Origin of the sequence: Pseudomonas sp. GV105 (genome assembly GCF_003058185.1) — a bacterium.
Classification (GTDB): domain Bacteria; phylum Pseudomonadota; class Gammaproteobacteria; order Pseudomonadales; family Pseudomonadaceae; genus Aquipseudomonas; species Aquipseudomonas veronii.
Genome location: NZ_QBUF01000008.1, coordinates 187244 through 206905, shown reverse-complemented (window position 1 = coordinate 206905; position 19662 = coordinate 187244). Strand labels below are relative to the sequence as shown.

The 19662-nt window shown below is 62.3% G+C and carries 20 protein-coding genes; 10 read left to right on the top strand and 10 right to left on the bottom strand.

What is annotated here, in order from left to right; genetic code table 11:
- Positions 1–43: 43 nt before the first annotated feature.
- Together yedA and C8K66_RS17495 are read left to right on the top strand one after the other, a co-directional pair.
- Entirely contained in the window at positions 44–940 is an 897-nt protein-coding gene (gene yedA, locus C8K66_RS17500) for a drug/metabolite exporter YedA (protein ID WP_057005123.1), read from the top strand.
- A 60-nt stretch (positions 941–1000) separates the two neighbouring features.
- Positions 1001–2335 (top strand): DEAD/DEAH box helicase, encoded by a 1335-nt coding sequence (locus tag C8K66_RS17495; RefSeq protein ID WP_108525529.1) that lies wholly within the window; start codon positions 1001–1003, stop codon positions 2333–2335.
- A 138-nt stretch (positions 2336–2473) separates the two neighbouring features.
- Here the strand turns inward: C8K66_RS17495 and C8K66_RS17490 are convergent, their stop codons facing one another.
- A complete protein-coding gene (locus C8K66_RS17490; protein ID WP_108525527.1) occupies positions 2474–3700 on the bottom strand; it encodes a TIGR03862 family flavoprotein in 1227 nt (408 codons plus the stop codon).
- Positions 3701–3871: 171 nt separating this feature from the next.
- Positions 3872–4792 (bottom strand): histone deacetylase, encoded by a 921-nt coding sequence (locus C8K66_RS17485; RefSeq protein WP_046482194.1) that lies wholly within the window; start codon positions 4790–4792, stop codon positions 3872–3874.
- Between the two features lie 76 nt (positions 4793–4868).
- Here C8K66_RS17485 and C8K66_RS17480 point away from each other — a divergent pair, with 76 nt between their 5' ends.
- The 3 genes from C8K66_RS17480 to C8K66_RS17470 are packed head-to-tail and all read left to right on the top strand — an operon-like array spanning position 4869 to position 6942.
- Positions 4869–5438: a GNAT family N-acetyltransferase gene (locus tag C8K66_RS17480; RefSeq protein WP_046381964.1), complete on the top strand. Its 570-nt coding sequence runs from the start codon at positions 4869–4871 to the stop codon at positions 5436–5438.
- Positions 5439–5476: 38 nt separating this feature from the next.
- On the top strand, positions 5477–6346 hold the full coding sequence (gene tesB, locus C8K66_RS17475) for an acyl-CoA thioesterase II (protein ID WP_046381965.1): 870 nt from the start codon (positions 5477–5479) through the stop codon (positions 6344–6346).
- On the top strand, positions 6343–6942 hold the full coding sequence (locus C8K66_RS17470; RefSeq protein ID WP_104904391.1) for an HAD family hydrolase: 600 nt from the start codon (positions 6343–6345) through the stop codon (positions 6940–6942). Before tesB ends, C8K66_RS17470 begins: the two co-directional genes overlap by 4 nt.
- Before the next feature lie 59 nt (positions 6943–7001).
- On the opposite strand, the gene C8K66_RS17465 is transcribed toward C8K66_RS17470, so the two are convergent.
- Genes C8K66_RS17465 through C8K66_RS17455 form a run of 3 tightly spaced genes read right to left on the bottom strand, consistent with a single transcriptional unit; the run spans position 7002 to position 9328 of the window.
- Positions 7002–7982 carry a hypothetical protein gene (locus tag C8K66_RS17465; RefSeq protein ID WP_108525525.1) on the bottom strand — a complete coding sequence of 327 codons (981 nt, stop codon included), beginning with the start codon at positions 7980–7982 and terminating at the stop codon, positions 7002–7004.
- Positions 7983–8870 (bottom strand): neutral zinc metallopeptidase, encoded by an 888-nt coding sequence (locus tag C8K66_RS17460; RefSeq protein ID WP_108525523.1) that lies wholly within the window; start codon positions 8868–8870, stop codon positions 7983–7985.
- A gap of 44 nt (positions 8871–8914) precedes the next feature.
- On the bottom strand, positions 8915–9328 hold the full coding sequence (locus tag C8K66_RS17455) for a lipoprotein (protein ID WP_046482185.1): 414 nt from the start codon (positions 9326–9328) through the stop codon (positions 8915–8917).
- A gap of 185 nt (positions 9329–9513) precedes the next feature.
- Between C8K66_RS17455 and C8K66_RS17450 the strand changes: the two genes are divergently transcribed.
- A complete protein-coding gene (locus C8K66_RS17450) occupies positions 9514–10392 on the top strand; it encodes a DMT family transporter (protein ID WP_017848293.1) in 879 nt (292 codons plus the stop codon).
- A gap of 1 nt (position 10393) precedes the next feature.
- Here C8K66_RS17450 and C8K66_RS17445 read toward each other — a convergent pair whose 3' ends face one another.
- Positions 10394–11728 (bottom strand): MFS transporter, encoded by a 1335-nt coding sequence (locus C8K66_RS17445; RefSeq protein ID WP_046381969.1) that lies wholly within the window; start codon positions 11726–11728, stop codon positions 10394–10396.
- A gap of 210 nt (positions 11729–11938) precedes the next feature.
- On the opposite strand from C8K66_RS17445, the gene quiC reads away from it, so the two are divergent.
- Positions 11939–13837 (top strand): 3-dehydroshikimate dehydratase QuiC, encoded by a 1899-nt coding sequence (quiC, locus tag C8K66_RS17440; protein ID WP_108525521.1) that lies wholly within the window; start codon positions 11939–11941, stop codon positions 13835–13837.
- A gap of 82 nt (positions 13838–13919) precedes the next feature.
- Complete coding sequence (locus tag C8K66_RS17435; protein ID WP_057005119.1) at positions 13920–14585, top strand: TetR/AcrR family transcriptional regulator; 666 nt, start codon at positions 13920–13922, stop codon at positions 14583–14585.
- Positions 14586–14649: 64 nt separating this feature from the next.
- On the opposite strand, the gene C8K66_RS17430 is transcribed toward C8K66_RS17435, so the two are convergent.
- Positions 14650–15498, bottom strand: coding sequence for a shikimate dehydrogenase (locus tag C8K66_RS17430; protein WP_046482177.1), 849 nt, complete (start codon positions 15496–15498; stop codon positions 14650–14652).
- A 5-nt stretch (positions 15499–15503) separates the two neighbouring features.
- Positions 15504–15944 carry a type II 3-dehydroquinate dehydratase gene (aroQ, locus tag C8K66_RS17425; protein WP_017848288.1) on the bottom strand — a complete coding sequence of 147 codons (441 nt, stop codon included), beginning with the start codon at positions 15942–15944 and terminating at the stop codon, positions 15504–15506.
- A gap of 273 nt (positions 15945–16217) precedes the next feature.
- Here aroQ and C8K66_RS17420 point away from each other — a divergent pair, with 273 nt between their 5' ends.
- A complete protein-coding gene (locus tag C8K66_RS17420; RefSeq protein ID WP_046381972.1) occupies positions 16218–16646 on the top strand; it encodes a hypothetical protein in 429 nt (142 codons plus the stop codon).
- The gene (locus tag C8K66_RS17415; protein WP_108525519.1) at positions 16643–17080 is read left to right on the top strand and encodes a DUF2442 domain-containing protein; all 438 of its coding nucleotides are present in this window, start codon (positions 16643–16645) and stop codon (positions 17078–17080) included. The genes C8K66_RS17420 and C8K66_RS17415 overlap by 4 nt, the downstream gene beginning before the upstream one ends.
- Before the next feature lie 6 nt (positions 17081–17086).
- Here C8K66_RS17415 and trmA read toward each other — a convergent pair whose 3' ends face one another.
- Positions 17087–18166, bottom strand: a complete 1080-nt coding sequence (gene trmA / locus C8K66_RS17410) for a tRNA (uridine(54)-C5)-methyltransferase TrmA (RefSeq protein ID WP_046381974.1) — start codon at positions 18164–18166, stop codon at positions 17087–17089.
- The gene (locus C8K66_RS17405; RefSeq protein WP_017848284.1) at positions 18163–19458 is read right to left on the bottom strand and encodes an NCS2 family permease; all 1296 of its coding nucleotides are present in this window, start codon (positions 19456–19458) and stop codon (positions 18163–18165) included. The genes trmA and C8K66_RS17405 overlap by 4 nt, the downstream gene beginning before the upstream one ends.
- Positions 19459–19662: the final 204 nt, after the last annotated feature.

Below are 19662 nucleotides of genomic sequence, written 5' to 3'. Positions count from 1 at the left end.
CTTTTTAGAATAAGCCTCTCTTTTTCTGCCGCAGAGCTGCCCAATGCCTGGCCCACGTCGCTTTCCCTTACCGTTGATCGCCGCCTTTTTTGCGCTGTATGTGATTTGGGGGTCTACCTACCTGGTGATCCGGATCGGTGTGGAGTACTGGCCACCGCTGTTGCTGGCGGGGATTCGGTTCTGTACGGCGGGGGCGCTGATGTACGCGTTTTTGCGCTGGCGTGGAGTGCCGGCGCCGACGTGGGTGCAATGGAAGTCTGCCGGGATGATCGGGATTTTGCTGCTCACTTTCGGTAATGGCGGCGTCACGTTGGCGGAGCACGCGGGGGTGTCGTCCGGTGTCGCTGCGCTGGCCGTGGCGACCGTGCCGCTGTTCACCTTGCTGTGCGGTTACTTCTGGGGCGCGCGTAATACCCGTCTGGAGTGGGCGGGGGTGATCCTGGGCATTATCGGCATTGCCATGCTCAACATGGGCAGCACCTTGCAATCGAGCCCGATCGGCGCGGCTTTATTGCTGTTTGCCGCCGCCTCGTGGGCGTTCGGTTCGGTGTGGAGCCGGCAACTGCCGCTGCCCCAGGGCGCGATGGCCAGTGCGGCGGAGATGCTGGTGGCCGGTGCGGCCCTGTTGCTCGGCAGCGCGGTGTCCGGTGAGCACCTGCAAGCCATGCCGCCGCTGGAGGGCTGGCTGGCCCTGGCCTACCTGACGGTGTTCGGTTCGATCATCGCCTTCAACGCGTATATGTACCTGCTCAAGCACGTGCGTCCGGCTGCCGCGACCAGCTATGCCTATGTGAACCCAGCGGTGGCGGTGTTGTTGGGGATCGTGTTTGTCGGCGAGTCCATCGGCATCGAAGAGGCACTGGCCATGTTGGTGATCATCAGCGCCGTGCTGTTGATCAGCCTGCCCCAGTGGCGAAAGCCTGGGCCGAAAATAAGGTAAACTGCCGCGCATAACGCCTTTTTACCCGCTTAGGCGCTGAATTTCCCCTACGGTAACCACATGACTTTCGCCACACTTGGCCTGATCGAACCCTTGCAGCGCGCCCTTGAGACGCTCGGCTACCAGACCCCGACGCCGGTGCAGGCGCAAGCCATTCCGGCGGTGCTGGCCGGCCGCGACCTGATGGCCGCTGCCCAGACCGGCACCGGCAAGACCGCCGCTTTCGCCGTGCCGCTCCTGCAACTGCTGACCATGGAAGGGCCGAAAGTCGCCGCCAACTCGGCGCGCGCGCTGATCCTGTGCCCGACCCGCGAGCTGGCCGAGCAGGTTCACGCCAGCGTTGCTGAGTATGCCCAGCACCTGCCACTCACCACCTACGCGGTGTACGGCGGCGTGAGCATCAACCCGCAGATGATGAAGCTGCGCAAAGGCGTCGACGTGTTGGTCGCCACGCCTGGCCGCCTGATCGACCTGTTTCGCCAGAACGCGCTGAAACTCAATCAGCTGCAAACCCTGGTGCTCGACGAAGCCGACCGCATGCTCGACCTGGGCTTCTCCGAGGAGCTGGCGAATATTTACCGCATGCTGCCGAAAAAGCGCCAGACCCTGCTGTTCTCCGCGACCTTCTCCGATGAAATCCGCACGCTCGCCGGGCAAATGCTCAACGACCCGCTGAGCATCGAAGTCAGCCCGCGCAACGTCGCCGCCAATACCGTCAAGCAATGGGTGGTGCCGGTGGACAAGAAGCGCAAGCCGGAGCTGTTTGTCCACCTGATGCGCAAGGGCCGCTGGAAGCAGGTGCTGGTGTTCGCCAAGACCCGTAACGGCGTGGACGCGTTGGTGGATAAGCTGCAGGGCCTGGGCATCAATGCCGACGGCATCCACGGCGACAAGCCGCAGGCGACCCGTCAACGCGCGCTGGACCGCTTCAAGTCGAGCGACGTGCAGATCCTGGTGGCCACCGACGTGGCGGCCCGTGGCCTGGATATCGAAGACCTGCCGCTGGTGGTCAACTTCGACCTGCCGATTGTGGCTGAAGACTACATCCACCGTATCGGCCGCACCGGCCGCGCGGGCAACACCGGCGAAGCGATTTCCCTGGTGTGCGCCGATGAAGTGAACATGCTGTCGGCCATCGAGATGCTCACGCGTCAGACCTTGACCCGCAAGATGGAGCAAGACTTCGAGCCGGAACACCGCGTGCCGGACACCGATGCCAGTGGGCAAGTGGTGAAGAAACCAAAAAAGCCGAAGAAGCCCAAGGCTTCCGGTGGTGGCGGCAAGCGCAACCTGGGCAAGTGGGTGGACAGTGGCGAGGTCGCGCCTGCCGAGCCGTCGATCAAGCCGGTGCGCAAGGTGCCGGTGTTCAACACCGGGCCGCGTAAGAAGAAGTGATTTTGCGGCGCTGCTGATGGCCTCATCGAGGGCAAGTCGAATCGTCGCACCGCCCCTCCCACATTTTGAATGTATTCACAGATCAAAACTGTGGGAGGGGGCTTGCCCCCGATGACGGCTTTGAATTCACCGCAGATCTCAGCGCTTAAGCCACTCCAACATCCCCCGCCCGGCCGCTCTGCCACTGGCAAAACACCCCGTCAGCAGATACCCGCCGGTCGGCGCCTCCCAGTCCAGCATCTCCCCCGCACAAAACACCCCTGGTAATTGCTTGAGCATCAACCGCTCATCCAGCGCCTCAAACGGCACACCGCCCGCCGTACTGATCGCTTCATCCATCGGCCGGGTTTTCACCAGGCTCAGGGGCAATGCTTTGATAGCCACAGCCAATTGCGCCGGGTCGTTGAAGTGTTCGGCGGGTGCCAGCTCACGCAACAACGCCGCCTTGACCCCATCCAACCCCAACTGACTGTGCAGATGCTTGCTCATCGAGCGCGACCCACGCGGCTTGGCCAAGGCGGCCAGGACCTTGTCCAGCGGCTTGCTCGGCAGCAGGTCGATATGCACCGTGGCGGCGCCATTGCGATTGATCGCCTCACGAATCGGTGCCGACAGCGCATAGATCAGGCTGCCCTCGATACCGCTGGCGGTGATCACGCATTCGCCGAGGCGCGGCTTGTCATCTCCCAGGCCGATAGCGACGTTTTTCAACGGTGCGCCAGCGAATTTGCTGACCATCAGTTCGCTCCAGGCCGACACCTCGAAGCCACAATTACTCGGCTGTAACGGCGCGCAGGGCACGCCTTTAGCTTCCAGCCGCTTGAGCCAGGTGCCGTCGGAGCCCAGGCGCGACCAACTGCCGCCGCCAAGGGCGAGCAGCACGGCGTCGCTGTGGATGGTTTTTTCGCCGTCCGGGCTGTGGATAAGTAAACCGCCGTCCGCGCTCCAGCCCAGCCAGCGATGGCGGGTGTGGATAACCACGCCGTGGTCGCGCAGGCGCTTGAGCCAGGCACGCAACAGCGGGGCGGCTTTCATGTCTGTGGGAAACACCCGGCCGGAGGTGCCGACAAAGGTGTCGATGCCCAGGCCATGAATCCATTCGCACAGTGCTTGCGCACCGAACGCACGCAGCAACGGCGCCATCTGCGGCGCACGTTCGGCGTAGCGTGACAGGAACGCCGGGTAAGCCTCGGAATGGGTGATGTTCATCCCGCCCACGCCGGCCAGCAGGAACTTGCGCCCCACCGAGGGCATGCCGTCGTACACGTCCACCCGCAGGCCCGCCTGGCTCAGGATTTCAGCGGCCATCAGGCCGGCAGGGCCGCCGCCGATAATGGTGACGTGTTGGGCAGGGGTCTGAGGCATGGGCAGGGCTACGGTCGCGTGAATAGGCCGAGCATTCTACCCGAGGACGGCGCAAGTTCCTGATCAAAAAACGTACAGCTTCCTACAGCCTATGCGGTTACTGGCTTTCAGACGTTTACGCTCAAGTTATCCACAGGCCGTTCCACAGGCATTGTGGGTAACGCCCATATTTCAATGACAACCTGATGACGTCCACACCCGTTGCGCGCTGTGGTGCAGGATGCCGTGGCGGCGGGCCAAGGCCACACGGTCTTTGCTGTAGCCGCCGCCGATCACGCCCATCACCGGAATGTCGCGGCCCAGGCAATGGCGCATCACGCTCTCATCGCGGGCGGCGACGCCTTCGTCCGTCAGCTTGAGGTAGCCGAGGGCGTCGTCCTTATGCACGTCGACGCCCGCGTCGTACAGCACCAGGTCCGGCTGGTACAGCGGCAGCAGGTAGTTGAGCGCGTCGTCCACCACCTTGAGATAATCGGCGTCGCCCATGCCCATGGGCAGCGGGATGTCCCAGTCGCTCTGGGCCTTGCGCGCCGGGAAGTTCTTTTCGCAGTGCAGCGACACGGTGATCGCGTCCGGCGTGTCGTGGAGGATGCGCGCGGTGCCGTCGCCCTGGTGGACGTCGCAGTCGAAGATCAGCACGCGGTTGACCCGGCCGCTGGCCAGCAGGTAATGGCTGATCACGGCCAGGTCATTGAAGATGCAAAAGCCCGCCGGGTAATCGTAGTGGGCGTGATGGGTGCCGCCGGCCAGGTGGCAGGCCAGGCCGTGCTCCAGCGCCTGCTCCGCCGCCAGGATCGAACCGCCCACCGCACGCACGGTACGCCGCGCCAGGGCTTCGCTCCAGGGCAGGCCGAGGCGCCGTTGGTCTTCGCGGGACAACTCGCCGCTCATGTAGCGTTCGATATACCCAGGTTCATGGGCCAGGGCCAGAATGTCCGCCGGGCACAGCGGTGGGCGCAGTAATTGGCTGTCCTGGGTCAGCCCGGTGGACACCAAGTGGTCACGCAACAGGCGGAACTTGTCCATCGGGAAGCGGTGGTCCGCCGGGAACTCGGGGCTGTAATCATCGTGGTAGATCAATGGCAAAGGCATGGGATTTTCTGACGGGAACCTGCGACGGATCTTAACAGCGCGGTACACTCACGCACATGGCAAGGGAGGGGGACCCATGGAGCCGATACTGGAATTGCACAGCGCACGCCTGGTGCTGCGCCAATGGCGCGATGCCGACCTGCCGGCGTTTGCGCACATGTGCGCCGACCCGCAGGTGATGCGTTATTTCCCGGCCCGATTGGACCGCCTGGAAAGCGCCGCGTTGATCGGCCGGATTCGTGGGCATTTCGCCGAATACGGCTTCGGCCTGTGGGCCTTGCAGCGCAAGGACAGCGGCGAGTTCATCGGCCTGACCGGGTTGCAGAATGTCAGCTTTGAAACCGCCTTCACCCCTGCGGTGGAAATCGGCTGGCGCCTGGCGCGTGAGCATTGGGGCCTGGGGTATGCCAGCGAGGCGGCATGGACCGCGTTGCGTTGTGGTTTCGACCGCCTGCAGTTGGACGAAATCGTTGCCTTCACCACCCAAACCAATCTGCCATCACAAAAAGTCATGCAAGCCATCGGGATGCATTACGATCCCCAGGCAGATTTTGAACATCCCAAGGTCGCGGCCGATGACCCGCTGCGCCCGCATGTTTTGTACCGCATCACCCGCGCCCAATGGTTGGACACGCTGCACGGATAAGCAGCCCGGAATGCCCCATAGATTGTAGGAGTTGCTCTATGAGCCAAGTATTGGAAGATCTGGTGGACTTGCTGACCCTGGAGCCGATCGAGGAAAACCTCTTTCGCGGCCGCAGCCAGGACCTGGGTTTTCGCCAACTGTTCGGCGGGCAAGTGCTCGGCCAGTCGCTGTCGGCTGCCAGCCAGACCGTAGAAGCCGAGCGGCACGTGCATTCTTTGCACGGTTACTTTCTGCGCCCCGGCGATGCCGCATTGCCGGTGGTGTATTCGGTGGACCGCGTGCGCGATGGCGGCAGCTTCAGCACACGCCGCGTGACGGCGATCCAGAAGGGCCACCCGATTTTTACCTGCAGCGCGTCGTTCCAGTACGACGAAGCCGGCTTCGAGCACCAGACCAGCATGCCTGCGGTGGTCGGCCCGGAAAACCTGCCGTCGGAGCTGGAACTGACCAAGCAGCGCGTCCACCTGATCCCCGAGCACATGCGCGACAAGTTGCTGTGCCCCAAGCCGATCGAAGTGCGCCCGGTGACCGAAAAAGACCCGTTCAACCCGCAGCCGTCCGACCCGGTCAAGTACGTGTGGTTCCGCGCCGACGGCGCCCTGGCCGACACGCCGGCGCTGCATAAGTACCTGCTGGCCTACGCCTCGGACTTCGGCTTGCTGACCACGTCGCTGCTGCCCCATGGCAAGACCGTGTGGCAGAAAGACATGCAGGTCGCTAGCCTCGACCACGCGCTGTGGTTCCACGCCGACCTGCGCGCCGATGACTGGTTGCTCTACGCCATGGACAGCCCGTGGGCCGGCAATTCCCGTGGTTTTTCGCGGGGCAGCGTGTACAACCGCGCTGGGCAACTGGTGGCCTCGGTCACTCAGGAAGGCCTGATCCGCCACCGTAAGGACTGGGCATGAGCCTGGCGCAGATTAAACATTGGGTGTTCGACATGGACGGCACCCTCACGGTGGCCGTGCATGATTTCGCGGCCATTCGCGTAGCGCTGGATATTCCGCCCGAGGATGACATCCTCACCCACCTCGCAGCATTGCCGGCGGATGTCGCGGCGGCCAAACATGCCTGGTTGCTGGAGCATGAGCGCGAGCTGGCGCTGGGTTCGGTCGCGGCGCAAGGCTCGGTGGAACTCGTGCGGGAATTGGCCGGGCGGGGTTGTCGCCTGGGCATCCTGACCCGCAACGCGCGGGAGCTGGCGCATGTGACGTTGGAAGCGATTGGCCTGGCGGACTGCTTTGCCGTCGAGGATGTACTGGGGCGCGATGATGCGCCACCCAAGCCCGACCCAGGCGGCCTGCTGAAACTGGCGGCGGCCTGGGATGTATCGCCCAGTGCGATGGTGATGGTGGGGGATTACCGCTTTGACCTGGATTGCGGCCGGGCAGCGGGGACCAGAACGGTGTTGGTCAACCTGCCGGAGAACCCGTGGCCGGAGTTGGCAGACTGGCATGCCGAGGATTGTGCGGTATTGCGCCGGATGATCCAGCCCGGGCAATAGAGATCAAATGTGGGAGGGGGCAAGCCCCCTCCCACAGGTTGAGCCGGTTTCTGCAGGTATTACTGAGAGAACAGTGCCTTCTGCCCTTCAGGCGAAGTGAAGATCCCATCGCCGTTATGCCCAACCCCCGGCACTTCCACCAGCTTCTGGGTCAGTTGCGGGTGGCGCTGCTTGAGGTAGTCGAAATAGTTGTGCCCGCGAATCAGGCGGTACGCGCCCTGGGTCTCGGCTTCGCAGCTTTTATCCAGCGCCGGGTGGTTCGGGTCGGTGTCTTGCCGGCCCAGCAGGTAGGTGATGTCACGCGACACATAGGCCTGTTCCAGTTGCTCGGCGCTTTGCCCCTTGGCATAGGCGGGCAGGTGTTGCATGCCGTACTTCCAGTCATTGAAGCCAGGGCAGTCGGCGACCTTGAACGGCACCGGGCGCTGCGGGCTGAAGTAGGCGTAGGACGACGGGTTGGCCACCACATAGCGCAGGCGGATGCCCGCGCTTTGCAGGCTCGGTTGAGCCTGGCCGGTGAGCGCGAAGCGCTGCACCACCTGGCCGCCGCCGGAATGGCCGGCCACCACAATCTCTTTCAGTGCCGGGAACACGGTGCGGTTGCCCAGGTGCTCGATAATCTGGTCCAGGGCGCCGTAGGAACTGACCTGGCCGGGGCCCGTGGAGGGCTCGCCGGCCATCCAGTCATTGCCGTTCCAGCGCAGCACTTGCGGGGCCAGGTGATGGCGTTTCACGTCCGAGTCATTGAGAAACTGCGGCGCGACCACCAGCGTCGTGCCACCAACCCCGGCATGTTCGGCGGCGTCTTCAGCGCTCTGCAGGTAGGTCTGTGCGTTGCGCAGGCGACCATGCACGATGATCAACGCACGGGTGACGTTGGGCAGGGGTTTACTCCAGTCCTGGCTCAAGCCGAGGCTGAGGTCGCCGGCCGGCAGGTGAAAGCGCTCGGGGCTGACCGCCTTGACCCCCTGCTCGGCGGCCCAGGTGGAGGCGCTGCAGGCAACCAGCACACCCAGCAGCATTCGCAATCGCGTATTCATTTAAAGACTCTTGACCGCGAAGGTGTCGCATTGAGTGATCTGGCCTTGGGCAAAGCCGGTCTTGAACCAACGCACGCGCTGCGCCGAGGTGCCGTGGGTGAACGAGTCTGGCACGACACGGCCCTGGCCCTGTTGCTGCAAACGGTCATCGCCAATCGCGTTGGCCGCATTCAGCGCTTCTTCGATATCGCCGGGTTCCAGCCAGTTCAGGCGTTTTTGCGCGCGGTTGGCCCACACGCCGGCAAAGCAGTCGGCCTGTAGCTCCTGACGCACCAGCAGGCCGCCGTCGCCTTGCATCTGCCGGCCTTGCTGGCGCGCAGCCTGGATCTTCGACGAGATGCCGAGCAAGGTCTGCACGTGGTGCCCGACTTCGTGGGCGATCACGTAGGCCTGGGCAAAATCGCCGGCGGCCTGGAAGCGTTGCGACATTTCCCGGAAGAAATCCAGGTCCAGGTACACCTGCTGATCCGCCGGGCAATAGAACGGGCCGCTGGCGGACGTGGCGCCACCGCAGGCGGAATTGACCCGGCCACGGAACAGAATCAGTTTCGGGTTCTTGTAGGCCAAGCCGTTTTCCTGGAACACCTGGGCCCAGGTGTCTTCGGTATCGCCGAGCACTGCACGGACAAAGTCGGTTTGCTCATCATTGGCCGGCGGCGCCTGGCGCGACGGGGTGCTCACCGAGGGCGCCTGCTCCAACTGGCCGGTCAATTGGCCGAGGATCTGCAGCGGGTCCTGGCCGGTCAGCCAGCCGATGCCGACGATCAACACAATCGCGGTCAGGCTCAGGCCCTTGCCGCCGCCAAAACGCATGCCGCCACCACCACCGCCACTGTCATCGCGGGCATCCACCACGTTGTCGCTGCGTCGGCCTTTTTTCCATAGCATGGGGCAATCCTCTGTGTGCTAAGCGTGATTGATTATGGTCGTGATTAACGGCAATAGCCTTCGCCGGTGGCGACGATCAGGCAGTTCTTTTTATCCGCCAGCCATTTCAACCCGGTTGCCGCACCGTCACCGGCGCGCAGCTGTTGCGGGCCATCGGGGCGGGTGAAGGCGATGCCGTCTTCGGCCGCTTCACCTTTGAAGGTGCCGGCGGCGTCGGCGTCGAGGCCGTATTGCATGGTAAGAAGGTAGTGGCCACGGCCGATGCTGTCGTCCTTGGCGATGGTCAGGTGCAAGCCTTCGACGCCGATCCATTTGCCAACCCAGCTGTCGGTGGGTGGGGTTTGCGGCACCAGGGTCGCTTGCACGGAAGGCGGCGCCGGTTTGGCGGGCGCCTTGGACTCTTGGTTGCACGCGGTGAGCAGGGCAAGGGTAGACAGAAGAAAGACAGTTTTTTTCATAGCGGCAAGGCCTTGGTTAAAAAGTGTGCAACGCCGGGGCGAACGTGCAGCGTTGGACTCGATTGCAGTGATTTAGTGCGCTGTTCGCACTGTGTTTGGTTATGCTCTTGGGGCAGACGCATGCCCGACTGCTAGATTAACGGGTTGAGTACCACCGCGTTCAGCCCGCCACGCAAGAGAATTCAATGACTGTCAGCACCCCACTTTCCGGCGTCAACCATCCCTTCAAAGGCATTCTGCTGATTGTGGTGGCGACTTTTCTGTTCTCCAGCCACGACGCCTTGTCCAAATTCCTGGCCGGGTTCTACCCGATCGTGATGGTGGTGTGGGCGCGTTACCTGGTGCATACCTTGTTGATGGCCGGGATTTTCCTGCCGCAATCGGGCTTGCGCGTGCTGCGCAGCAAGCGGCCGGGGATGCAGGTGGTGCGGGCCTTGTGCCTGTTGGGCACCAGCCTGTTTTTTACCGCCGCGCTGCATTACATCCCGCTGGCGGAAGCCACCGCAGTGAACTTCCTCGCGCCGATCCTGGTGACGGCGCTGTCGGTGCCCCTGCTCGGTGAACACGTGACGCGTGGCCAATGGCTGGCGGTGATCTGCGGGTTTGTCGGGGTGCTGGTGATCATCCACCCGGGCGGTGAACTGTTCACCCCGGCGGTGCTGCTGCCGCTGTGCTCGGCATTGTTCTTCTGCTTCTACCAACTGCTCACGCGCATCCTCAGCCAATACGACACGCCCACCACCAGTAACTTCTTCGCCGGCCTGTGCAATACCTTGGTGATGAGTGCGATGGTGCCGTTCTTCTGGCAAGTGCCAACCCTGTGGCACGGCGTGTTGATGCTGGCGTTGGGCACCTGCGGGATGACCGCGCACTTGCTGCTGACCCAGGCCTTCCGCTTCGCGGCGCCGGCCTTGCTGGCGCCGTTCGGCTATTGCCAGATCGTGTTTGCGGGCGTGTTGGGCTGGCTGGTGTTTGCGCATACCCCCGACTTGACCACGGTGGTCGGCATCGGGGTGATCTGCATGAGCGGGTTGGCCGCTGCCTGGCAGCAGCGGCGGCGCTGAATCAGGCGTCGACCCTGGGAATCTTGCGCGGTGCCATGAAGTACATCCAGGTCAGCGCGATGAAGTACATCGCCGGGATCAGGGTGAACAGCACGGTGTAGTTGTTGTTCGTCACGGTCAGGATGTGGCCGACAATCTGGGTCATGAACATGCCGCCGATGGCCGCGCACATGCCGCCGAAGCCGAATACCGTACTCATCATGTGCTTGGGCGTGTAGTCCATCACCAGGCTCCAGATGTTGGCGGTCCAGGCCTGGTGTGCGCCAATCGCCAGGGAGATGGCGAACACCGCGACCCACAACTGGCTGGAACCGGCGGCCATGATCACCCCGATGATGCAGCAGGCGAACAGCAGCATCGACAGCAGCCGCGCCTTGATCGAATTCATCCCGCGGCCGATCAGGAACGACGACAGAATCCCACCGCCGACGCTGCCGAAGTCGGCGGTCAGGTAAATGATGATCAGCGGGATACCCATCTGCGTGACGTTGATGCCCAGGTTGTATTGCTGGTTCAAGAACGGCGGCAGCCAGTACAGGTAGAACCAGAACACCGGTGCGGTCAGCGAGTAGGCGATGGCGAAGGCCCAAGTGCCGCGCATGCGCAGGATACGGCTGAAGGGGACGCGGGGCTGTTCCGGTTCGACTTCCCGTTGCACGTAGTCCAATTCGGATTGCTTAACCGTCGGATGCTCTTCCGGGTTGTAGTACTTCAAACCCCAGAACAGCAGCCAGATCCCACCGAGTGCCGACATGCACAGGAACGCTGCTTGCCAGCCCCACACATGCAGGATCAACGGCAGCAGCATCGGCGTCATCATCGCGCCGACGTTGGTACCGGCGTTGAAGATGCCGGTGGCCACTGCGCGCTCGCCGGCGGGGAACCACAGGCGGGTGGTCTTGACGCAGGCCGGGTAGTTGGCGGCCTCGGTCAGCCCGAGGATAAAGCGGCAAACCATGAAGCCGACGGCCGAGGTGGCCAGGCCGTGGGCGCCGGTAGCCACGCTCCACAGCAGCACCGCGCAGAAGAACACGCGCTTGACACCTACGCGGTCGATCAGCCGGCCTTGCAGCACAAAGCCAATCGCGTAGCCGACCTGGAACCAGAAGTTGATGTTGGCGTAGTCCATCGCCGTCCAGCTCATTTCTTTGGCCAGGATCGGTTGCATCACGCCGAGGGCGGCGCGGTCGATGTAGTTGAGTGTGGTCGCGAAGAACACCAGGGCCAGCATGCCCCAGCGAGTTTTACCGACGGCCATTGCACCGCGGATCTTGTCGCCGATGCCGGCGTGCGGGTTGGCCGGGCGCGCAGCCAGGACTGAGTTTTGCGAAGGCATGAGGGTTTACCCGTTTTTGAAATTTTTATGGTGTGTTCTGGGTTTTGTTACGGAATCGATGGTGCGCAGTGGCTAAAAAATCGTCAATTCGCCAATGCCCATTGTGTTCGATAATCGCCCTGAAAACTAACTGGTTCGTACATTTCAATTGCTGCATTAGGCTAGGGGGCGAATAATTTACTGTAAATAACAATTGCCGGGAGTCGCCCCATGCAACGTTCCATCGCCACTGTTTCCTTGAGCGGCACCCTGCCGGAAAAGCTCGAAGCCATTGCTGCCGCCGGGTTTGATGGGGTCGAGATCTTCGAGAACGACCTGTTGTATTACGACGGCAGCCCGCGGGAAGTCAGGCAAATATGCACTGACTTGGGCCTGGCCATCACCTTGTTTCAGCCATTCCGCGACTTTGAAGGCTGCCGCCGCGACCGTCTGGCGCGCAACCTGGAGCGCGCCGAGCGTAAGTTCGACCTGATGCACGAGCTGGGCACCGACCTGGTGCTGGTGTGCAGCAACGCCTCGGCCGATTGCGTGGGCGATGAACGTATTCTACTCGATGACCTCAGCCTGCTCGCCGAACGCGCCGGCCGACGTGGCTTGCGCATTGGCTATGAAGCGCTGGCCTGGGGCCGGCATGTGAACACCTGGCAGCAGGTGTGGAACCTGGTGCGTCAGGTCGATCACCCGAGCCTCGGGGTGTTGCTCGACAGCTTCCACACCCTGTCGCTCAAGGGCGACCCGAGCGCCATCGCCGAGATCCCCGGCGACAAGATCTTCTTTGTGCAGATGGCCGACGCACCGATCCTGGCCATGGATGTGCTGGAGTGGAGCCGACACTTCCGTTGCTTCCCCGGCCAAGGCGAATTCGACCTGGCGGGTTTTCTCGCGCCGATCATCAAGAGCGGCTATACCGGGCCGCTGTCCCTGGAAATCTTCAACGACGGCTTCCGTGCCGCGCCAACCCGAGCCAACGCGGCGGACGGCCTGCGCTCGCTGCTCTACCTGGAAGAGAAAACCCGCCAACGCCTGGCGCAGGAACGCCCTGCCGCACCGCTGGATATTCTCTTCGAAACCCCGCCCGCCAGCGAATACGACGGCATCGAGTTCCTTGAGTTTGCCGTGGACGAAGACCTCGGCGCCAAGCTCACCCAATGGCTGGAGCGCCTGGGCTTCGTCAAGGCCGGCCAGCATCGCTCCAAGAGCGTCAGCCTGCTGCGTCAGGGCGATATCAACCTGATCCTCAACTGCGAGCCCTACTCCTTCGCCCACAACTTTTTCGAGGCGCATGGGCCGTCGCTGTGCGCCACCGCGATTCGGGTCAAGGACAGCGCCAAGGCCCTGGAGCGGGCGGTGGCCTACAAGGGCCAGCCGTATCGTGGCCTGGTCGGGCCGAATGAGCTGGAATTGGCGGCGGTGCGCGCGCCGGACGGTAGCCTGATTTACCTGGTGGACCCAAGCGAAGGCGTATACGACACCGATTTCAATCTGCAACCGGGCGCTGCCACCAGCGGCGGGCTTTTGCGCATCGACCACATGGCGATGGCCTTGCCTGCCGACAGCCTCGACAGCTGGGTGCTGTTCTACAAGAGCTTGCTGGATTTCGAGGCCGATGACGAAGTGGTGCTGCCTGATCCGTATGGCCTGGTGAAAAGCCGTGCGCTGCGCAGCCGTTGCAGCTCGATTCGTTTGCCGCTGAATATTTCCGAAAACCGCAACACCGCGATTTCCCACGCGCTGTCGAGCTATCGCGGCTCGGGTGTGCATCACATTGCCTTCGACTGCGCGGATATTTTCGCCGAAGTGCGCCGGGCCAAGGAGGCGGGTGTGCCGCTGCTGGATATCCCGCTCAACTACTACGACGACCTGGCGGCGCGCTTTGATTTCGACGACGAGTTCCTCAGCGAGCTGGCGTACTACAACGTGCTGTACGACCGCGACGCCCAGGGCGGTGAGTTGTTTCATGTGTACACCGAGCCGTTCGAAGGGCGGTTTTTCTTCGAGATTATCCAGCGCAAGCATGGCTACGCCGGCTACGGTGCGGCCAATGTGGCGGTGCGTCTGGCGGCGATGGCCAAGTCGCGCAGTGGTGCGGTACGCCAGGCACGGTTGTGACGGCAGGGCCGGTGCTTCCTTCGGGGCGCGCCGCGGCCCATAATCGCGGCCTGCACAATAAAAAAACGGCCGTGAGCGCACCATGACCTTGACTCCCGATCTCTCCGCAGTGTCAGACGCACCGCGCAAGAGTCGCAAGAACAACCCGGAAAAGACCCGCGAAAACATACTGCAAGAAGCCATTGTCGAGTTTGTTCAGCAGGGCCTGTCCGGCGCTCGCGTGGATGCGATCGCCGAGCGTATCCACACCTCCAAACGCATGATCTATTACTACTTCGGCAGCAAGGAGCAGTTGTACGTCGAGGTGCTGGAGAAGCTCTACGGCGATATCCGCAACACCGAATCACGCATGAACCTCACGGCCCTGGAACCGCGCGAAGCGATCAGTCGGCTGGTGGAATTCACCTTCGATCACCACGACCGGAACGTGGATTTCGTGCGTATCGTCTGCATCGAAAATATCCACAATGCCGAGTACGTGAAGCGCTCCGATTCAATCAAGGCGATGAACAGCAACATCCTGGACGCGCTGGGCACGACCTTGCGCCGTGGCGCCGAAATGGGGCTGTTCCGCGAGGGGCTGGAGCCGCTGGACGTTCACCTGCTGATCAACTCATTCTGTTTTTATCGCGTATCCAACCGCCATACGTTCAGTGAGATTTTTCAGATCGAACTGTCGGACAAGGCCGTTAAGCAGCGGCATCGACAGATGATTTGCGAGTCGGTGCTGCGTTACCTGCAAACCTGAGGTTGGCGCGGATTCACGGTGGGAGGGGCAAACTCCCTCCCACATTTGGATGCGGTTTCGGCCGTCAGCTCTTCATGCTCTGGAAGTGCGCCAACATCCTGTGTGCATCCGGCACTACGCCACTGAACAATTCGAACGCCTTCACCGCCTGAAATACTGCCATGTTGCCGCCATCCAGAGTGCGGCAACCCAAGGCGCGGGCGTTGCGCAGCAGTTCGGTTTCCAGTGGGAAATACACGATTTCCGCGACCCACAATTGCGCGTGCAGCAAGGCCGGCGGCACGGGCGTGCCGGGCAGTTTGGCCATGCCCATCGGCGTGGTGTTCACTAACCCGTCGGCCTCGGCCATGGCGTTTTCCAGATGGGTGCCGACCTGGGCCCGTCCCGGGCCGAAACAGTGTGCGAGGTTATCCGCCAGGTCCTGGGCACGGCTGGCGTCCACGTCGAAAATGCTCAAGTGCTCAACGCCTTCCGCCAGCAGCGCATGGGCCACCGCCGCGCCTGCGCCGCCGGCACCCATCTGGACCACGCGTCGCCGAACGACATCCTGCAAGTTGCGTCGGAAACCTTCGGCGAACCCCAGGCAGTCGGTGTTATGGCCGATGCGTTTGCCCGCTTTGAACACCACGGTGTTGACCGCCCCAATGCCCCGGGCCTCGTCGGACAATTCATCGAGTAAAGGCAGGATCGCCTGCTTGCACGGGTAGGTAATGTTCAACCCGGTGAAGTTCATCTGCTCGGCGGCCTGCAGCAGGTCGGGCAGGGCATTGATGTCCAGCTGCAGCGGTTCCAGGTCGATCAGGCGATACAGGTAGCGCAGGCCTTGGGCGTCACCTTCCTGTTCATGCAGGGCGGGCGTGCGGGAGGCCTGGATGCCGGCGCCGATCAGGCCGGCGAGGACGCGCGGTTTCATCGGGCTCATCCTTTCACCGTGCGGCTGAAATGTTCCAGGGCCAGGTGATAGCCGTGGCTGCCAAACCCGGCGAGTACCGCCTTGGCGATGGGCGACACGAACGAGTGATGACGAAACGGCTCGCGCGCATGCACGTTGGATAAATGCACCTCGATCACCGGCACTTCACTGGCCACCAGCGCATCGCGAATCGCCACCGAGGTGTGGGTCCAGGCCGCCGGGTTGATCACGATACCGGCGCAACGGGCACGGGCGCCGTGAATCCAGTCGAGCAATTCGCCTTCGTGGTTGGTTTGGCGAAATTCGATGGTCAGCCCCAGTTGCTCGGCACTGCGGCCACACAGCGCGGCGATGTCGGCCAGGGTTTCATGGCCATAGGTGGCGGGCTCACGGGTGCCGAGCAGGTTGAGGTTGGGGCCGTTGAGCACCAGCACGATGGGCGGCATAAGGGGATCTCCACAGTTATTGTTCGTTGTGCGGATAAAATGTACTGAATGGTTAATTTGGTCAATCGATGGCGGTAGATGTGTTCGATTATCGAACCGTTAATCAGTGAGACCGGGCATTTCCAGGTGCTGCCATGAGTCGTTACAAGACCGTATTCGACGGTTTGCCCGCTGTTACTACGCTGTGAAAAACGCCCTGATCAAGGAGCCGGTTGTCGGGTGATGTATGGAAAAGTGTTACCCGGCGGAAAATAACCTAACGGATGGGTTACGATGAAAGTAGGCACTTACAAAGGACATGTGATTGCGGTGTTTCTCAGGGATGAGCATTGCCCGCCTCACGTGCATGTCAGGGGAAAGCAATGGGATGCGCGTTTTCGTTTCAGCTTTCTGGATGGGCGAGTGGAGCTTTGGGATGTAGACCCCGAACGGCGGCGGCCACCCCCCGGGATTCTGGAGGGCATTCGCCAGACGTTGATGCAGCGACACGTCCTGGCTCGTGTACGAAGGATCTGGTGGGAAAAACTGCAAACGGTTTGCCTGGAGAACCATTCCTGGGATTGGGACGCCGACGAGGTGGTGCCGGGGTTGATCATTCGGCGTGGCGTCTATGTGATTGCAAACGCCCGACACGATGTGGCGGGGCAGCGAACCCTTTTGAATCTGGTCAGGGCGCCAGATTGTGTGGAGATTGATCTATGAAAATCGTAAAAGCCAAAAGCTTGCCCGATGTACCGATCACTGAGGCCGATATCGATAAGGCCATAGTGCGGGGGCGCAAACTGAAGCGTGTGTACGCCAATGCCTGCTCGGTGCGTTACGAGGATGACTGCATCTCCATCGGCTTCAGCGATGGCAGTCGCATCATGTTGCCGGTGGCCGGTCTTCCGGAGTTCGAAGGGTTTTCCGCGCAGGACTTCGAGCAATTGGAGGTCGGCTTTGGCGGCAAGGCGCTGTGCTGTGAAGCCCGCGACCTGCATGTTTCCATCACCGGCCTGATTGCGACCAGCCAGCCCTTGATGGATCTGGCCGTGAGCCTGGTGGCATCGCACAACGGCCGTAAAAGCAGCGCGGCCAAATCCGCCGCCGCCCGAGCCAATGGCAAGAAGGGCGGTCGGCCGCGCAAGGAGCCGTAAGGGAGGTTATCGACGGGTCAACAGCACTCCGGATTCCATATGGTGCGTCCATGGGAACTGGTCGAACATCGCGCATTGGGTAATCCGGTGCGTGTCATGCAGTTGCGCAATGTTCGCCGCCAGGGTTTCCGGGTTGCAGGAGATGTAGAGGATGTTGTCGAAGCGCCGGGTCAGTTCGCAGGTGTCCGGGTCCATGCCGGCGCGCGGCGGGTCGACGAAGACGCTGCCGAATTCGTAGCTTTTCAGGTCGATGCCGTGCAGGCGTCGGAACGGGCGCACGTCGTTCAGCGCTTCGGTGAGTTCTTCGGCGGAGAGGCGCACCAGGGTGACGTTATCCACTGCGTTTTCATCGAGGTTGCTCAAGGCTGCGTTCACCGAGGTCTTGCTGATTTCGGTGGCGAGCACGTTGCGCACGCGGGTGGCCAGCGGCAGGGTGAAGTTGCCGTTGCCGCAGTACAGCTCCAGCAGATCGTCCGGGCGATCGCCGAGTGCGTCGTATGCCCAGTTGAGCATCTTCTGGTTCACCGTGCCGTTGGGCTGGGTGAAGGCGCCTTCGGGTTGGCGATAGCTGAAGGTGCGGCCACCGACGTCGAGTTTTTCCACCACGTAGTCATGGCCGATCACATCGCGTTTGCCCTTGGAGCGGCCGATGATGCTCACGTTCAAGTCGGCGGCCAGCTGGTTCGCGGCGGTGTGCCAGTGCTCGTCCAGCGGGCGGTGATAGCACAGGGTGATCATCGCGTCGCCGGCCAGGGTGGTCAGGAACTCCACCTGGAACAGCTTGTGGCTCAGGGCGGCGCTGGCTTGCCAGGCGGCCTTGAGCTGCGGCATCAACTGGTTGATGCGCTGGCTGGCGATGGGGAACTCGTCGATCAGGATCGGCGTGCGCTTGTCGTCCTGGGAGAACATTGCGTAGTGGCGTTCCCCCGCTTCGCGCCACAGGCGGAATTCCGCGCGCAGGCGGAAGTTCTGCAGGGGCGAGTCGAAGACCTGAGGCTGTGGTGCGTCGAACGGTGCCAGCAGGTCACGCAAGCGCGTGACCTTGTCTTGCAGTTGAACGGTGTAGCTTGCGGCGTCAAAAGTCATGCGTTGAACCAGCCCAGCTTGATCACAAACAGAATCGACAGAATCACCAGCGCCGGGTTCAGCTCACGGTAGCGGCCCGAAAGCAGCTTGATGGCGGTCCAGGCGATGAAACCGAAGGCGATGCCGTTGGCGATGGAGTAAGTGAAGGGCATCGCCAGGGCGGTGATCACCACCGGCGCTGCAACAGTGATGTCATCCCAGTCGATTTCCGCCAGGCCCGAGGTCATCAGCACGGCCACGAACAGCAACGCCGGTGCAGTGGCGAAGGCCGGTACGCTGGAGGCCAGTGGCGAGAAGAACAGCGCCAGCAGGAACAGGATCGCGACCACGACCGCGGTCAAACCGGTGCGGCCACCGGCACTCACGCCCGCGGCGGATTCGATGTAGCTGGTGGTGGTCGAGGTGCCCAGCAGCGAACCGGCCATGGCGGCGGTGCTGTCGGCGATCAGCGCACGGCCCATTTTCGGCATGTGGCCATCCTTGTCCATCAACCCGGCGCGCTTGGCCACGCCGATCAGGGTGCCGGAGTTGTCGAACAGGTCGACGAACAGGAACGCGAAGATCACGCTGACCAGGCCGATGTCCAGCGCGCCCTTGATATCCAGCTGCAGGAAGGTCGGGGCCAGGGACGGTGGCATCGAGGTCACGCCGCCGAACGGGGTCACGCCGAGCAGAATGGAGACAATGGTCACCGCCAGGATGCCGATCAGTACCGCGCCGCGTACCGCCAGGGCTTCCAGCGCGACGATCAGCGCGAAACCGAGGGCGGCGAGGATCGGTGCCGGTTGTTTCAGGTCGCCCAGGCCGACCATGGTGGCCGAGTTGCTCACCACGATCCCGGCGTTGTGCAGGGCGATCAGCGCCAGGAACAGGCCGATACCGGCAGCAATCGCCGAGCGCAGGGGCAGGGGGATGCTGTTGATGATCCATTCACGGATGCGGAAGATCGACAGCATGAAGAACAGCACCGCCGAAATGAACACCGCCCCCAGCGCCACTTGCCAGGTATGGCCCATGTGCAGGACCACGGTGTAGGTAAAGAAGGCATTGAGGCCCATGCCCGGCGCCAGCGCGATCGGGTAGTTGGCGATCAAGCCCATCACGGTCGAACCGATGGCCGCTGCCAGGCAGGTGGCGACGAACACTGCGCCCTTGTCCATGCCGGTTTCGCCGAGGATGCTCGGGTTCACGAACAAAATGTAGGCCATGGCCAGGAATGTCGTGATGCCCGCGAGGATCTCTGTTCGCACGTTCGTGTTGTGTGCTTTGAGTTGAAACAGCTTTTCCAGCATGCCTGCTCCCTGTGACGCTATGTTGCGTCGTTATTTGTTGACCTCTAAGTCAAAGCACAAATTGCGCCAAGCGCCCGTGGTTTCAGAGAGGATCGGAAAAAGCGGCGCATCATACCAGCAGCCGAGGCCGTGTGGCGCACGGGCTTGGCTTTGTGGCGCATGGCTGTGAATCATGGCCTTGAGGCATACTGCGCCGATGTTTAA

Excerpts from the sequence above, each read along its gene's own strand:
- yedA (WP_057005123.1), top strand. The coding sequence starts at position 44 with ATGCCTGGCCCACGTCGCTTTCCCTTACCGTTGATCGCCGCCTTTTTT.
- C8K66_RS17495 (WP_108525529.1), top strand. The coding sequence starts at position 1,001 with ATGACTTTCGCCACACTTGGCCTGATCGAACCCTTGCAGCGCGCCCTT.
- C8K66_RS17490 (WP_108525527.1), bottom strand. The coding sequence starts at position 3,700 with ATGCCTCAGACCCCTGCCCAACACGTCACCATTATCGGCGGCGGCCCT.
- C8K66_RS17485 (WP_046482194.1), bottom strand. The coding sequence starts at position 4,792 with ATGCCTTTGCCATTGATCTACCACGATGATTACAGCCCCGAGTTCCCG.
- C8K66_RS17480 (WP_046381964.1), top strand. The coding sequence starts at position 4,869 with ATGGAGCCGATACTGGAATTGCACAGCGCACGCCTGGTGCTGCGCCAA.
- tesB (WP_046381965.1), top strand. The coding sequence starts at position 5,477 with ATGAGCCAAGTATTGGAAGATCTGGTGGACTTGCTGACCCTGGAGCCG.
- C8K66_RS17470 (WP_104904391.1), top strand. The coding sequence starts at position 6,343 with ATGAGCCTGGCGCAGATTAAACATTGGGTGTTCGACATGGACGGCACC.
- C8K66_RS17465 (WP_108525525.1), bottom strand. The coding sequence starts at position 7,982 with ATGAATACGCGATTGCGAATGCTGCTGGGTGTGCTGGTTGCCTGCAGC.
- C8K66_RS17460 (WP_108525523.1), bottom strand. The coding sequence starts at position 8,870 with ATGCTATGGAAAAAAGGCCGACGCAGCGACAACGTGGTGGATGCCCGC.
- C8K66_RS17455 (WP_046482185.1), bottom strand. The coding sequence starts at position 9,328 with ATGAAAAAAACTGTCTTTCTTCTGTCTACCCTTGCCCTGCTCACCGCG.
- C8K66_RS17450 (WP_017848293.1), top strand. The coding sequence starts at position 9,514 with ATGACTGTCAGCACCCCACTTTCCGGCGTCAACCATCCCTTCAAAGGC.
- C8K66_RS17445 (WP_046381969.1), bottom strand. The coding sequence starts at position 11,728 with ATGCCTTCGCAAAACTCAGTCCTGGCTGCGCGCCCGGCCAACCCGCAC.
- quiC (WP_108525521.1), top strand. The coding sequence starts at position 11,939 with ATGCAACGTTCCATCGCCACTGTTTCCTTGAGCGGCACCCTGCCGGAA.
- C8K66_RS17435 (WP_057005119.1), top strand. The coding sequence starts at position 13,920 with ATGACCTTGACTCCCGATCTCTCCGCAGTGTCAGACGCACCGCGCAAG.
- C8K66_RS17430 (WP_046482177.1), bottom strand. The coding sequence starts at position 15,498 with ATGAAACCGCGCGTCCTCGCCGGCCTGATCGGCGCCGGCATCCAGGCC.
- aroQ (WP_017848288.1), bottom strand. The coding sequence starts at position 15,944 with ATGCCGCCCATCGTGCTGGTGCTCAACGGCCCCAACCTCAACCTGCTC.
- C8K66_RS17420 (WP_046381972.1), top strand. The coding sequence starts at position 16,218 with ATGAAAGTAGGCACTTACAAAGGACATGTGATTGCGGTGTTTCTCAGG.
- C8K66_RS17415 (WP_108525519.1), top strand. The coding sequence starts at position 16,643 with ATGAAAATCGTAAAAGCCAAAAGCTTGCCCGATGTACCGATCACTGAG.
- trmA (WP_046381974.1), bottom strand. The coding sequence starts at position 18,166 with ATGACTTTTGACGCCGCAAGCTACACCGTTCAACTGCAAGACAAGGTC.
- C8K66_RS17405 (WP_017848284.1), bottom strand. The coding sequence starts at position 19,458 with ATGCTGGAAAAGCTGTTTCAACTCAAAGCACACAACACGAACGTGCGA.